Raw genomic sequence first — 13,748 nt, 5'->3', positions numbered from 1 at the left:
TTGTGCGTTAACGAGCACCACCGACTTCAACTTACCGCGCCACACAGATGGGTGTCCGCTTGCTCGTCTCTGTAATCACTCCAAGACCATTTTCCAACAGTTATTTTATCGACTTACACCAACCGTCGACTCTCTGGGTAAAATGCCATGTTGTACTTATCTCTTCACCGTTTATATTGTCATTAACTATAACTTTTATTCTGTGAGTTGTCAACACTTATTTGTCATTTATTTTTTAATCTTCTCATTTTATAGTCATGATGGTGAACTAAGCAAAGTATTTAACGTCGCAAAATTTTTATGGTATACTGACTTCAAAATCAATTAGGAGCCTTAAAATATGTACGAACCTACTCATCATTCAGATGCTGTCGTTGAAGAAAATATTAACAAGCCTGGTCGCAATGTGATGTTTTTGTCAGCAGATTGGTGTGGTGATTGCCGCGCTATCAAGCCATTTGTACAAGACATTAAGGATACCATTAGCCAAACTGCTAACTGGTTCGATGCCGACCGTGACGAAAATCTAGCGGTTGCAACTAAGTACAATATGCGTGGTATCCCATCTTTTGTTTTGTTTGAAGATGGTCAAGAAGTGTCACGTATTGGTCACGGTGAACGCTTGACACCACAACAAGTGCTCGACTGGTATCAAAGTACACAAGCCTAATCAAAAGGACCCTGTTTTTATCACAGGGTCCTTTTTTATTGGGCTAAAATTTCACAGAATTCAATAATTTCTTGGTTCGGACCTAAGATATTAAAGTAGCGAATTCCATGCTGCCAGAAAATCGGAATACTTTGAATGTCATGATCAATCAATTCAAAACCAGCTGCCTTGGCCGCTGCAAATGCTTTTTCAATATCCGTCGCATCTAATGAGACATGGTTAATCGCACCGGCATGCCCAACGGGCTCACCTTCCCAAGTTTCAATCACAAGGTTGCCTAATTTTAGAAAGGCACAACGACTATTACCGTTAGGGAATAAGCCAGTTTGTTCAAAACCAAGTGCTTCGTAAAAAGCAATGGTTGCTGCTAAGTCTTTGGTTGGAATGCCGACGTGTTGCACACCGGTCACATAATCTTGAATCGCCATTATTTTCTCCTTTAACGTCCTGTCGCCATAGCTTGTTTAACTTCTGTTGCAAAATAATAACTCACCAGTGCAAACGCAATCGTTGGCACCAGGAACGACAATTGCATCGATCCCACCGCATCAGACACGAGGCCTTGAACAGCCGGGATAACGGCACCGCCCACAATGGCCATAACCAAAATGTCACCTGCTGTTTCAGTGTAACGCTTATCTGTTACATGATCTAAGGTGTGCGCGTAAATCGTTGGCCATTGTGGGCCAAAGAAAAAGCTCGCCCCAACGGCCGCATACACAGCAATCATGCCTGGCGCAAATGTTGCGAGCAACAACGCCAAGGTGCCAAGTACTGAGTAAGCCGTCAAAACTTGGGTTGCTTTCAATTGTTTAAAGAGCCAAGTCGCCACAACCTTCCCCAAAAAGAAGACCACATACGAATAGATCATGAAGTTTGAGGCCGCGGCATCTGTAATATGATGATTCACATCCAAAGCCAGCCGGATGGTAAATGACCAAACAGCCGTCTGCATCCCCACATAAATGAATTGTGCCAATACACCCTTTTTGAAGCGATTGTTCTGTCTCAAATAGGCAATTGACTGACGAAAACTCACTTTAGCCATCTGTGTCCCCGTCACAATTGGCTTGGCACTTGGCATCTTCGTCACAGCTAAGATGAGCAACATCACAACTAAGACGGCCAAAATATATTTGTAAGGTTGGAGGGTTAATTGTAACATGCTTTCGCCGTAAGCCAGCCGTTCTGCGCCATGCAAGCTGGCCATTTTTTCAGACAGGTTCCCCACCGAACCAAAAATCAAATACTTGCCCAACAAAATCCCAGCAACACTGCCCACCGGATTCAAGATTTGTGAAATATTTAAACGCAAATTGGCATATTTCTTGGGTCCCATCATCATACTGTAGGTGTCACTGGCTGTTTCTAAGAAGGATAACCCAATGGCGATGGCAAAAATAGCCACAAGGAACATCGAATAGGTCGCCACTCGCGATGCTGGGAAAAATAAACCAGCCCCTAAGATATAAGCGACCAACCCCGTCATAATGGTCACTTTATAAGAGACCTTGCGAATAACAAAACTGGCAGGAATAGCGACTAGAAAATACCCGCCGTAAAACGCTGACTGCACAAAGGCAGTTGCCGCATCATTTAAAGCAAAAACTGTTTTAAACTGCGTAATTAAAATATCATTTAAACTCGCCGCTGTTCCCCACAGCGGAAACATCAACGATACAATGATAAATTGGAAAATCGGTGTCTTTTTAAGATACCCATCAGCCAACTGACCAAAATCCTTGTGCTTTTTAGCAACACCCCCAACTGAATTAATCATGCCTGTTCTCCTCTGGCTGCAATTTATGATTTTCCTGTAAGCGTTTTCAGAAACTGAGAATAGCACACTTCTGTTATTATTGAAAGCCCTTTCATAAATTAAATGATTGTTTTGTGATGCACAATCATTTAGCACACAATAAAAAGAGCCACCAAATTGGTGACTCTTTTACTTTTCTGTTTGCTGAATAAAGGCTTCAACAACGTCTGATGGAATGGCAAATCCCATCCCTTCAACGTTAGTACCATCAGTTGCAGCAGCAATTTTTGATGAATTAATCCCAACGACTTGCCCTGATAAGTTAATCAACGGGCCGCCAGAGTTACCTGGATTAATGGCAGCATCGGTTTGGATGACCGTTTCATCACTCGATCCTGTCTCTTCTGCCGTTAGTTGCCGCTGTGGTGATGAAATAATGCCACTCGTCATTGAAGTCGCATATTCAGACCCCAACGGTGATCCAATCGCTAAGACCTGTTCACCTGATTGAAGCTTACTGCTTGGTGCAAAGCTCGCCGCCGTTTTAATCAGGTCTGTTTTGGCCTTAATAAGGGCCAAATCCTTTTGTTCATTCGTCCCGACAATGGTCGCTTTCACCTTGTCGCCATTTGCCGTAATCACTTGTAGGGCATCCGAATTCGCCACCACATGATTGTTGGTGATGATATAGACATACCCATCCGCAATCTTATAGACGACCCCAGAGCCTTCTGAGGCAGTTTCAACTTGGCCATTATCGGCTTGCTTTTGACGCCCTGATTGACCAAACAACCCCGCAAAACCATCTGGGGTTTGGGCCGCATTCTTTTGCAAGTTTTGCACGGTGACCACCGCATTTTTTACTTTGTTATAGGCCGAAATGGCCGCATCTTGGCTCACATAGGCGGTCGAAGCAATCGACGCTTGCCCGGCAATATTTACCACTTTTTTGGTTTCAGGTTGGCGCTGGAACCAAGAATTTGGTTGTGTGCCAGAATAAACGACGCCACCACCAACTACGGCAGCAACTGCCGCAACTATTATAAGAGAATGTTTCATCACGTGCCCTCCATTTTAATCAACGTGGTCATGCTTCTTTCAATTTTTCGTATGTTATAGCGGTAACGTGATTTTGAAAATCGTCCCCTTTGGTTGATTATCTAACACCACAATTTTACCGCCATGCGCATGGACAATCCACTCCGCAATGGACAAGCCCAAGCCAGTCCCACCAGTTTCTCGATTGCCTGTCTTATCTTCTCGATAAAAACGGTCAAAGACATGCTTTTTGGCCTCATCACTGATACCACGCCCCGTATCGGCAACCGTTAAGACAAGTTTCCGCTTTTCAATCATGGCAGTGATTGATACGGTATCGCCGGCTTCAGAATATTTCAAGGCGTTATCGACCAACAGCACAATCAACTGATGAATGCGCTTTTGATCAATCATCACACGCTGACCAACCCGCGCTGACAACAGCACCTGTTGGCCATCAAATTCTGCCATCTCTTGGTATGGCGCAACAATTTGCGATAGGAAATCACTAATATCAGTCGATTCTTTTTCAAGGGGGGTCATATTCGAGCCTGACTTCGCCAGCGTTAACATATTATTTGTTAACGAAGTTAGTCGTCTCACTTCTGATAAGGACAAAATAATGGCATCAGATTGTTCACGTACTGTGGATTCTGGATGCGTTAACATATTTTCGAGTTTGCCTTGAATGACGGCCATGGGTGTCCGTAATTCGTGCGCCGCATTGTTCACAAAGTCTTGCTGTTGTTGCCACGATCGCAAAATCGGCTTCATGTTTTTTAAACTAATCCAGTAAGACACCATTAAAGCGAGCAACCCAAACGAGCCAAACGACCAGAGAATCACCTTTTTAAAGTGATTGAGGTTGTAAATTGTATCATTAACATTGACTGTGATCACACCATATTTGACAGGACGCCCATCATTATTTTTGGCGCCTTTAATAAACGTGACACTGGCCACACGATAATAATTATCCCCAATATGTACTGTTTGTGGCGTATCAGATTCAAATCGTGACGTATATTTGAATTGCTTACTAAGTAATTCTTTGGTTGCCTCTGGTAAACGGGCATCTAAGACTAAGTTTTTATGACTGTCATAGAGCCAGACATTGGCTAACGTATTGGTTTCTAATAACAGTGGGGCTTTTCGCTCCGTTGCGTCAGCATTATCCAAAGCGCCCGCCAATTCAAAGTTACGAATTTGTTGGGTAATCGCCGCATCTGAATTACGAAAGACCGTGCGCGTGTAAGACCAATTCATGACCCCACCTAAAATCGAGAAAATGACAAAGAAACTCGCAATTAGTAACAAAAAGCCGCGAATTTGTTGTTGCTTATTGATGACATTAGGCATCGTCAACCTCTAAAATAAACCCAATATTGCGCAGTGTTTTAATCAGATCGTGTTGGCCAACCGCCTCTAACTTACGTCGGAGGTTGTTCAAATAAATATTGACAACGTTAATCGTTGTGTCGGAATCAATCCCCCAGACACGATCAAAGATTTGGTCACGCGTCACAATAATATTTTTATTTTGTGCCAAGTACGTCAAAATATCGAATTCTTTTCCGACTAATTTGACGGGTTGCCCATGGACTTGGACACCACGATTCTCAAGGTTAATGAGCACATCCCCCACCGCGATCGTATTATCTTCAGAATAGACACCGGCACGGCGTAGCAAAGCCTTTACCCGTAACAATAATTCTTCACGATAGAACGGCTTCGTCAAATAATCATCCGCGCCAACATTAAAGCCTTCGATTTTATCATCTAAGGAACTTTTAGCTGTCAAAATTAAGACTGGGGTCTCAATATTTTTTTCACGCAAATTTTTGATCACTTCCAAGCCACTCTCGCCCGGCAACATCAAATCCGAGATAATGAGGTCATAGGGTGACTCCTGACCTTCAAATTCACCATCTAAGCCGTTATCAACCGCATGGACATCGGCAAAATCTTGCAAAAAGCCGACAATGTTATCTGCCAAGTTGACATCGTCTTCGATTAATAATATTTTAATTGCTTTAGCCATTTTCATATCTCCATTATACCGTTTTCTGCTTCTAATTGTAATGCCCCGTGATTAATAGGAGATTAAATCCTGCTTAAGAAATTCTTGACCTTGCACATCGTAAGTTTTATACTAGAGCTATCACATTATTGATATTATAAATATAATAGGTTGGTTCGTTTATAATCATCGGTTAGTGCGTCAAAAATAGACAAAGTAAAAGATTATGTTCAAGAAACACACGCGCTCCAAAAAGTTTGTTCTCACCCTGTTACTCCTACCGGTTCTCTCATTTGCCGGTTTCGCCGCAACGACTTATTTCTTTGGGGTCCTAAGTCCCAGCACTAACATCGGTGCCTTGACAACAGCCAGTCAAGGTCTCAGTGGGAGCATGCAGGCCATTCAAGATGCGCTAACCGGCCTAACGAACAAGTTTAATACCGAGCAACAAAACCACCAAGATGACCTGGCGCAAGCACAAGCGCAAATTCAAAATGCTAATGATAATATCAAGGCGGCTAATGCCGCCGTTGATGCTGCCAATACGGCCTTAAACGACCCCAAAACTGGCACTAACGTTACCACCCAGCAAGCCATTGCTGCCAATGCCAATACCAGCGTCACCGATCGGACTGTCGATGTTGATCCCAATAATGCCAAAACATCAACAGCTAATCCTTAAGCATTGCGTAAAAAAAGCTATCAGTCGCTATCGACTGGTAGCTTTTTTTGCACAGTGCACACAGAAAAAGGAGAAATAGCCCGATGTTCAAAAGTACGAAACTTGTTGTCCCCCTCATGACTGCCCTCGCGGTGCTGATTGGGACTGCCTCAGCTGCCTATTATTTTTTAGGGGTGAGTCCACTTAATACTGCCGGTATTGCGCAATTAAACGACAATATTACGCGGATGAAAAACTTATTAACCAGCAGTCAAGCAGACAACGCACAGCTCACATCAGCCCTCACCACCGCGCAAGCGTCATTGTCACATAACGCCGCGACAATCACCAAATTAACGCACGATAATAGTGTCCTTGCTGCTGCTATCACCGACCGCTACCAAGTTATTATGGCAACTGCCACGGCGTTAAATATTCCTGATTTGTCGCAATATTACGTTACCCCACCAAACGATAATCCGTTCACGGACCAAAATGGGCAAGTGCTGGATAGCGATAAACTCAGCCCAGTGATTTTAAATGCCATTACGGCACTTAAAACCGCCAGCGCAACCAGTCAAGATTGGCAAAATAAATACACCGATCTCCAGTCGGCCATCCGCGCTGCCTATCTGGATGCAGGTGGGGATCCGACACAACAGCCAACGTTAGCCACGTTGATGCAACAATTGAAAGCACAAACAATTGCCCAATTTACCGCCCAAATTAATGCTGTCGGTATCGCCATTGCCTGGTTAAACGATGGGCCAACGTATCATTCACCGGCCAATCCTAATCTGATTTTTAAAAGTAACCATATCAGTTGGGGGACGACCACTGTGGCCATTCCCGATGACACTGGTCAACTCGCTTCAGTGACGCTACCCGTCATCTGGCAGGGGGCCACCAACGACCAGCTCATTTGGAATGGGTTTGGTTGGGTCATTTACAAAGATGGCCAAATTTACACCGATGCAACAGATGATAAAGGCCAGGCGATTGGTCTGGCCTTTGTGAACTTACGCGATATCGCAACCCGCATTAAAATGCCTGACGGCACGTATCGTATCGTCCTTTGGGGATCGACAGCACATATCTTTGCGAAAGCCTTTTTACCTGATCTCAATATGCTACCTGGTGGCGCGACCCGTTATCAATTCACTTTTGATGCCCAAAACAATTTCATCGCCACGCCCTATAACAGCATACAAAATCCTGGCCACTATCAATTCATCACCCCACCAAATGCGAAAGATGTCGATGCTGCCACTTTAAGTCAGAACTACTATCGTTACGACTATACTGTTAACACGACGAATGCCAATGATACCCCCATCACGTTGCATAAATCAATTGAAATTCCGAACACACCCCTTTTCCAACACCTCATCCCTTGAGTCATATTAAAAAAGGGTCACAGCTTGATGATTAGCTGTGACCCTTTTGATATGTGGCTTACTCGGCCGACTTTTTAGCCCATTTTGGCTTTCCCTTATCTTTGGATGCCTTTAAGCGTTTTTTCTTCTTAGGCTTTTCAACAACCGGTACTGTCTTCGCCTGAGCTGTCGGACGTGGCGTCACTGGTTTGGCCGCTTGGCCCGACGCTTGGTGTCCTGCCTGATCAGTTGGCGCAGTTGCGCGTGCAGCCTTGACCGCAGCGGTACTTTTTTGCGGTGTCGCCTGCTTCGCATCGGCAAATGTATTAGCGGCTTTCACCAAGACAAAATCATCCCCTAATTCGCGTTTCAAATCACGAATATCATGGTCATTACCTAAGTTCAATACGCGGCCTGGCTTACCCATTCGGCCTGTACGGCCAGCGCGATGAATATATGTTTTTTTCCGTTGTGGTAACTGTGCGTTCACGACTAATGGTAAATCTTCAATATCCAAGCCACGTGCGGCGACATCTGTCACCAAAAGCAGCGACACTTCGCCTTTTTTGAATAAACGTAACGCATCTGCACGCTGCACTTGTCGCTTGTCATTGCTGCCAATACTCATCACACTAGCATGCGCGTGACGTAGCGTCGCCTGCATATTAACCAAGCCACTAATCGTATTAAAAAACACCAAAGCTTGTTGCTTATTACGGGCTAGTTGAATCAACAAACTAGCCTTGGCCTTTTGGTCAACATATTGAAATTCATGCGTGATCGCTGCTGGCGCATCCGTGCCAACTGATACGGGTCGGACTTCTTGGCCAAAAGTGTCGGCGACATATTTCAAATCAACCCCAGAAGTTGCTGAAAACAGGCCAAGTTGAACGTCTGTTGGTAATTGCGCTGCTAATTCTTGCAAACTGTCACGCCGTTCATCTGACAACATAGCGTCTGCTTCATCGAAAATAACGGTTTGCAAACCATTAAGTTTTAGGGCACCACCATCAAGCATCGTCAATACACGACCTAATGTCCCCACCACAATATGTGGCTTATCTTTTTTGAGTTTATCTGCTTGACGGCGACCATTGGCACCACCAATCAAACTGGTCACCGAGACATCGACCAAAGCGCCCCATTCCCGAGCCACAGCAGTTGTTTGCATGGCGAGTTCTTGACTTGGCGCCAAAATCAAGACTTGTGTCTGCTTAACTTTGGGGTCAATTCGGCTAAGAATTGGCAGCAAAAAAGCTAACGTTTTCCCTGTTCCAGTTGGCGCTAGGCCGAAAATATTGTCGCCCTGCGTTAACTTCTCCCAAACAGCAGCTTGAATGGGTGTTTGGGCTTTAAATTGTTGTTCAAATTGCGCTTGTAGCGCTGGTTTAATTGGCATAAATTACATTTCTTTCTGGTCAGCTGGGAAAACAATCCCAGCCGACGAACGTAAGTCAAACAACGTTTGGTTGACTTGTTTAGCAAGTTGGAACCACTGCGTATACTGCAAATGGTGACCAACGGGGTCATTCATAATGGCTGCAAAGTCTTGCGCTTCACGTACCATCGGATTAGAATCGGGGCGTTCCCCAATGTCGGTACTGTGCCCTTCGCCATCATGGAAAGTCACCGTATCGAGTTCAGCAATGTTATTTGTCGAGATGGTTTCCTTTAAGCCATAAACTTCACTTGATAGGTAAGAATTGGCATTTTTTCCAAAAATTGCGGTGACATTAAAGTCATCATAAAAGAGGTTGGCAACCCCACGGGCATCAGCACCGTTAGCTAAGAGGATTGGCAAATACTGCACAGCACGTGGTGCCCCGAACAAAGCAATCGCCGCATAAATCGGATAAACACCCAAATCATATAAAGCACCGGCGCTAAATTCACGCGTGAGGACGTTGGGTTCCTCACCCGCCAAGTAGGCATCAAAGCGTGAGGAGTACTTTTGATAAACCAACGTTGCGCCTTGTAACTGCGTTAAATCACCCATGGCCTGTTGGATAATCTTAAAGTTAGGTTGGTGCACATGGCGGGCCGCTTCAAAATAACGCACATCTGGGTGGTTGGCCAATAACGCCTCAATCGCAGCAAATTCTGTTGGATTGCTCGTGGTTGGCTTTTCCACAATCACATGCACACCAGATTGGATGGCCACTTTCGCCTGTTCAAAATGCAAGGCATTTGGTGACGCAATATAGACCACGTCAAGGTCTGTGTAGAGGTCACTTAAAGTTGTAACAACATCGACATTTTCCAACCCCAGTTCGGCTACAAATGCTTCCCCACCGGCCTGGCGCCTTGAATAAACTTTCGTCAACTCATACTCACCAGTTTGAAGCGCCGCTTCAATAAACATTTTGGTAATCCAATTCGTCCCAATCGTTCCTAGTTTTATCATTTTATCGCCTCGAATTGCTTTCTGGTTCCGTTAAACACGCTAGTTGGCATCTTGATAGCCTTTAAGCCTGTGCCAATTGTGTGATCTTCACTGTATTGAATAAATTGATTGTCGGCTGCCCGATCCCGCGTATTATCTTCAATGAGCCAATAATTGGCCTGATGGATCGTACCGGATAACTTCTTTTTCACGGCTGGCGTGGTATAAATCACAACGGACTTATCATAATGCGCCGCCAGTAACCGAATCACGCTGGCCAATCGTGACTGACTTGCTTGCGTGGCTACTTGATCGTTGGTCACATACACGGCAATTGGTAGTTCCCCGACATGACCCGCAACATGGCTAATAAAATATTGCGCTTGATCAGCCGCATCAATACTGTTATCAAAAACTTGAATGGCACCCACTTTTAATTTTGCCGCCTCGGCACGACTATAACTTGATTGATAGCCATCATCAAAAAATGATGTCCCTGTCGTCGCACGCAAATAGGCAAAGTCAATGCCATTAGTGGCTAAATTACCATAATCAACATAACCTGACGTTTGGTTAATCGCAACGCCTTGCACGGCAAAGCCTTCCGGTGTTGCCTGCGTTTGCGTTGCCACTGGCTTAGCCAACAACCACACCGCAACCGTCGCTGAAATACCAGCGATAACAATCAGCCACGTTATCGTCATCAACCAGTTATTTGTTTTTATTTTTTGTTTCATTGCCGCATCATTCGTCATAATATCCATTATACAAAATTTATGCCTATTGCGCCTGCCAATTACATTAAGCTTATATCACAAAGTCGCTATTGCACGGCTTTATCTTGTCGTGCGCCTTTTTTCATGAGATAATAATTATATTGTGAAATTTTATGGAGGAACGTGTTAGAATACCTGTCATCTAACACACTAAAACGATGTCATTAGAAACCAAACTCAACAAATATGCCGAATTGATTGTCAAGCGTGGCGTTAATGTCCAACCTGGCCAAACGATTATTTTATATGCGTCTGTTGAATCAGCTGACTTTGCACGTAAAATTGTTGCGGCCGCTTATGAAGCCGGCGCTCGCGAAGTGGTGATGGAATGGTCAGATCAAGCCATTACCAAGTCATTTTTGAGCCATGCCCCAATCGATCGACTTGAAAACGTCCCTGAATATGAGGTCCTTAAGGCCAACACCTTGATGGACAAGTACGCATCACGGATTTCACTCGTCTCACAAGATCCGGACGGTTTGGCTGGTGTTGATGCCGACCGCTTGCAAACTTATACAAAAGCAACGCAAAAAGCGCTGCATCGTGTCCGCGATGCTACGATGAAAGATGATATTTCTTGGCTCGTTGCTGCTGCTGCCGGTCAAGCCTGGGCAGAAAAAGTCTTCCCTGACCTTAAAGGTCAAGCAGCCGTTGAACGTCTTTGGGAAGAAATCTTAAAGGACGTTCGTGTGGATGATGACTCAGACGCCATCGCAAACTGGACAGATCACATTGAAACATTAAAAGCTAAAGCCGACTGGCTAAATGCCAAAAACTTTAAAGCACTACGCTATAAGAATGCCGTATCTGACTTTACAATTGGCCTTGCCGAAGGTCACATTTGGGAAGCAGCCTTGTCACAAGACAAGGCCGGTAACGTATTCATCCCGAACATGCCAACAGAAGAAGTGTTTACCGCTCCCGATAACCGTCACATTGATGGACACGTTGCCGCTACAATGCCACTATCTTACCAAGGTAATGTCATCGAAAACATTGCCCTTGACTTTGAAAATGGTCGCATTGTGAAGGCCACTGCGACGAAGGGGCAAGACGTTTTGGAAAAGTTATTGGCTACTGACGATGGTGCCAAGTCACTTGGTGAAGTGTCATTGGTTCCAGATCCATCCCCTATTGCCCAAGGTGGTGTCTTATTCTACAATACCTTGTTCGATGAAAATGCATCAGACCATTTGGCCCTTGGTGCGGCCTATAATTCAAACATTACCGGTGGTAAGACTGAAGCACCTGAAGTCCTTGCTCAACGTGGTTGGAACATCTCAGATGTACACGTTGATTTCATGATTGGTTCTGCCGATATGAATATCGATGGTATCACCCAAGACGGCCAAACTGTGCCCGTCTTCCGAAACGGTGATTGGGCTTAACGTTATATCATCGCAATAAAAAACCGCAAAAATATTTTGCGGTTTTTTTGTGCCATTATGCATGCTTATGATCAACGGTTGCCTTGATAGCATGTGCTACAACAGCATCAAATTGTTGTTGCGCCAAATCATCTAACCCAGCACGTGTTGAACCGCCTGGTGACGCAACGGTATCTTGCATCGCTTGCGCTGATTGTCCAGAGACTGCTAACAGCTGTGCTGAACCAACCACCGTTTGGGTGGCAATGGCTGTTGCTAATTCAGCTGACAGACCATTTTCAACCCCTGCTTTGGCCAAGGCATCAATGAATTTGAAAACGTAAGCTGGCCCTGAACCAGCTACGGCTGAGAAAGCCGCAAATTCTGCTTCAGGTACGGCAACAGCTTGCCCGAGTTGGTCAGAAAACGCCTGAAAGGCGGTAGCGTTAGCCGCTGTCAATGACGCTTTGGCATAGGCTGTGATGCCTTGATTAATCGCCACGTTAATGTTCGGTAACGTCCGTACCACCTGCGTTGTCCCCGTCGCTGCGACCAGTTGGTCAACGGTTATCCCAGCTAACACAGAAACGACTAATTTATGCCCAAAGTCCAACGTGTTGACAACTGCTGCTAATTGATTCGGCAAGAAAGCTAAAACAACCACGTCACTTGCTTGAATTAGTTGCTGAGCCGGCAAAGCCTGTACACCCCATTCTTGGGCTAATTTTGCCGCTGTATGTGGTGATGATACGGCAATGTCTGCCGGTGCCACTTGGCGTGCTAATAGCCCTTTTATCATCGCTTGTGCCATGTTGCCCGTGCCAATAAATCCGTACTTTGCCATATACCTTCTCCTATTGAAAAACGACAAGCCAAATGGCCCATCGTCACTATTTGTCTTGAACTTCCGCTAACTTACTATCAATCATCTCTAAGACTTTAGCTCGTGCCTCAGCATCTGCTACAAAGTCAAAACGGTCGCCATCGATTTGCACCTTTGGTGAACGATCATAGGCATCAAACCAATCATCATAGCGCTTATTCAACTCTTTGTAATAGTCATAAAGATCTGGATTTTCATCAATTTGTTCAAATGAACGGCCACGCTTTTTAATCCGTGCCAACATGGTATCAAAGCTGACACGCACATGAATGAGCAAATCCGGATTCTTAACGTCTTCAACACCCGCAATTTCCGCCATCATATTATCCACCAAAGACTTATAGATATCGACTTCAGTTTGCGTTGCGCGGTCAAGATCAGCTGTTAATTGGAACAATAACGCATCTTCATAGATTGAACGATCCAAAATGTTTCTCATCCCCGTAGCACGTGCTGCTTTGATTTGGGCTAAACGCTTATTTAGAAAATAAATCTGTAATAGGAAGCCGTACTTCTTTGGATTTTCATAAAATAATGGCAAAATCGGATTATCATCAACACTTTCATAAAATGCCTTTGACCCCAAGTGGTCAGCCAACATTTCTGTTAAACTTGTTTTGCCGGCGCCGATGGTGCCTGATAATACAATCATGCCAATTCTCCTAATTTCTTTCAGTTACGTACTAGTCTAGTATATCAAAAATCATGCGATTGGGTCAGCAAAATTATGGCCATCACGCTGGCCAGTAAGCACCTGAAACATCGTCTAACCCGCGGTAAATCAGCACTTAAGCCCATATTCATTTTACTTTTTT

The 13,748-nt window shown here is 44.7% G+C and carries 14 protein-coding genes; 4 read left to right on the top strand and 10 right to left on the bottom strand.

Annotated features, from left to right (window positions below; all coding sequences use genetic code 11):
- Positions 1-340 precede the first annotated feature (340 nt).
- Positions 341-670: a thioredoxin family protein gene (locus IE039_RS04720; protein WP_029509510.1), complete on the top strand. Its 330-nt coding sequence runs from the start codon at positions 341-343 to the stop codon at positions 668-670.
- A 35-nt stretch (positions 671-705) separates the two neighbouring features.
- On the opposite strand, the gene IE039_RS04715 is transcribed toward IE039_RS04720, so the two are convergent.
- From IE039_RS04715 to IE039_RS04695, 5 genes are all read right to left on the bottom strand, one after another.
- On the bottom strand, positions 706-1,098 hold the full coding sequence (locus tag IE039_RS04715; RefSeq protein WP_189428812.1) for a VOC family protein: 393 nt from the start codon (positions 1,096-1,098) through the stop codon (positions 706-708).
- An 11-nt stretch (positions 1,099-1,109) separates the two neighbouring features.
- On the bottom strand, positions 1,110-2,450 hold the full coding sequence (gene fucP / locus IE039_RS04710; RefSeq protein WP_189428811.1) for an L-fucose:H+ symporter permease: 1,341 nt from the start codon (positions 2,448-2,450) through the stop codon (positions 1,110-1,112).
- Between the two features lie 168 nt (positions 2,451-2,618).
- The gene (locus IE039_RS04705) at positions 2,619-3,488 is read right to left on the bottom strand and encodes a S1C family serine protease (protein ID WP_010003617.1); all 870 of its coding nucleotides are present in this window, start codon (positions 3,486-3,488) and stop codon (positions 2,619-2,621) included.
- 54 nt (positions 3,489-3,542) lie between these two features.
- Positions 3,543-4,826 carry a sensor histidine kinase gene (locus IE039_RS04700; protein ID WP_189428810.1) on the bottom strand — a complete coding sequence of 428 codons (1,284 nt, stop codon included), beginning with the start codon at positions 4,824-4,826 and terminating at the stop codon, positions 3,543-3,545.
- Positions 4,819-5,508 (bottom strand): response regulator transcription factor, encoded by a 690-nt coding sequence (locus IE039_RS04695; protein ID WP_029509505.1) that lies wholly within the window; start codon positions 5,506-5,508, stop codon positions 4,819-4,821. The genes IE039_RS04700 and IE039_RS04695 overlap by 8 nt, the downstream gene beginning before the upstream one ends.
- A 205-nt stretch (positions 5,509-5,713) precedes the next feature.
- Between IE039_RS04695 and IE039_RS04690 the strand changes: the two genes are divergently transcribed.
- Positions 5,714-6,169, top strand: coding sequence for a hypothetical protein (locus IE039_RS04690; protein ID WP_010005932.1), 456 nt, complete (start codon positions 5,714-5,716; stop codon positions 6,167-6,169).
- Between the two features lie 83 nt (positions 6,170-6,252).
- Complete coding sequence (locus IE039_RS04685; RefSeq protein ID WP_189428809.1) at positions 6,253-7,545, top strand: hypothetical protein; 1,293 nt, start codon at positions 6,253-6,255, stop codon at positions 7,543-7,545.
- Between the two features lie 58 nt (positions 7,546-7,603).
- Here IE039_RS04685 and IE039_RS04680 read toward each other — a convergent pair whose 3' ends face one another.
- The 3 genes from IE039_RS04680 to IE039_RS04670 are packed head-to-tail and all read right to left on the bottom strand — an operon-like array spanning position 7,604 to position 10,662.
- Positions 7,604-8,923, bottom strand: coding sequence for a DEAD/DEAH box helicase (locus IE039_RS04680; RefSeq protein ID WP_189428808.1), 1,320 nt, complete (start codon positions 8,921-8,923; stop codon positions 7,604-7,606).
- Positions 8,924-8,926: 3 nt separating this feature from the next.
- Entirely contained in the window at positions 8,927-9,928 is a 1,002-nt protein-coding gene (locus IE039_RS04675; RefSeq protein ID WP_068851597.1) for a Gfo/Idh/MocA family protein, read from the bottom strand.
- Entirely contained in the window at positions 9,925-10,662 is a 738-nt protein-coding gene (locus IE039_RS04670; RefSeq protein ID WP_068853067.1) for a GH25 family lysozyme, read from the bottom strand. The genes IE039_RS04675 and IE039_RS04670 overlap by 4 nt, the downstream gene beginning before the upstream one ends.
- Positions 10,663-10,841: 179 nt before the next feature.
- On the opposite strand from IE039_RS04670, the gene IE039_RS04665 reads away from it, so the two are divergent.
- Positions 10,842-12,071, top strand: a complete 1,230-nt coding sequence (locus tag IE039_RS04665; protein WP_189428807.1) for an aminopeptidase — start codon at positions 10,842-10,844, stop codon at positions 12,069-12,071.
- A gap of 55 nt (positions 12,072-12,126) precedes the next feature.
- Here IE039_RS04665 and proC read toward each other — a convergent pair whose 3' ends face one another.
- Positions 12,127-12,894 (bottom strand): pyrroline-5-carboxylate reductase, encoded by a 768-nt coding sequence (gene proC, locus IE039_RS04660; RefSeq protein ID WP_010003816.1) that lies wholly within the window; start codon positions 12,892-12,894, stop codon positions 12,127-12,129.
- A gap of 46 nt (positions 12,895-12,940) precedes the next feature.
- A complete protein-coding gene (locus IE039_RS04655) occupies positions 12,941-13,585 on the bottom strand; it encodes a deoxynucleoside kinase (protein WP_019041830.1) in 645 nt (214 codons plus the stop codon).
- Positions 13,586-13,748 lie beyond the last annotated feature (163 nt).

This window comes from Leuconostoc lactis KCTC 3528 = DSM 20202, assembly GCF_014651235.1.
Classification (GTDB): Bacteria; Bacillota; Bacilli; order Lactobacillales; family Lactobacillaceae; genus Leuconostoc; species Leuconostoc lactis.
Note: the sequence above shows the minus strand (reverse complement) of the source record. Positions and strands in the feature narration are given on the sequence as shown.

Bases quoted from the DNA above. Each gene is read 5' to 3' on its own strand.
- IE039_RS04720 (WP_029509510.1), top strand. From the start codon at position 341: ATGTACGAACCTACTCATCATTCAGATGCTGTCGTTGAAGAAAATATT.
- proC (WP_010003816.1), bottom strand. From the start codon at position 12,894: ATGGCAAAGTACGGATTTATTGGCACGGGCAACATGGCACAAGCGATG.
- IE039_RS04690 (WP_010005932.1), top strand. From the start codon at position 5,714: ATGTTCAAGAAACACACGCGCTCCAAAAAGTTTGTTCTCACCCTGTTA.
- fucP (WP_189428811.1), bottom strand. From the start codon at position 2,450: ATGATTAATTCAGTTGGGGGTGTTGCTAAAAAGCACAAGGATTTTGGT.
- IE039_RS04685 (WP_189428809.1), top strand. From the start codon at position 6,253: ATGTTCAAAAGTACGAAACTTGTTGTCCCCCTCATGACTGCCCTCGCG.
- IE039_RS04675 (WP_068851597.1), bottom strand. From the start codon at position 9,928: ATGATAAAACTAGGAACGATTGGGACGAATTGGATTACCAAAATGTTT.
- IE039_RS04655 (WP_019041830.1), bottom strand. From the start codon at position 13,585: ATGATTGTATTATCAGGCACCATCGGCGCCGGCAAAACAAGTTTAACA.
- IE039_RS04680 (WP_189428808.1), bottom strand. From the start codon at position 8,923: ATGCCAATTAAACCAGCGCTACAAGCGCAATTTGAACAACAATTTAAA.
- IE039_RS04715 (WP_189428812.1), bottom strand. From the start codon at position 1,098: ATGGCGATTCAAGATTATGTGACCGGTGTGCAACACGTCGGCATTCCA.
- IE039_RS04665 (WP_189428807.1), top strand. From the start codon at position 10,842: ATGTCATTAGAAACCAAACTCAACAAATATGCCGAATTGATTGTCAAG.
- IE039_RS04695 (WP_029509505.1), bottom strand. From the start codon at position 5,508: ATGGCTAAAGCAATTAAAATATTATTAATCGAAGACGATGTCAACTTG.
- IE039_RS04670 (WP_068853067.1), bottom strand. From the start codon at position 10,662: ATGACGAATGATGCGGCAATGAAACAAAAAATAAAAACAAATAACTGG.
- IE039_RS04705 (WP_010003617.1), bottom strand. From the start codon at position 3,488: ATGAAACATTCTCTTATAATAGTTGCGGCAGTTGCTGCCGTAGTTGGT.
- IE039_RS04700 (WP_189428810.1), bottom strand. From the start codon at position 4,826: ATGCCTAATGTCATCAATAAGCAACAACAAATTCGCGGCTTTTTGTTA.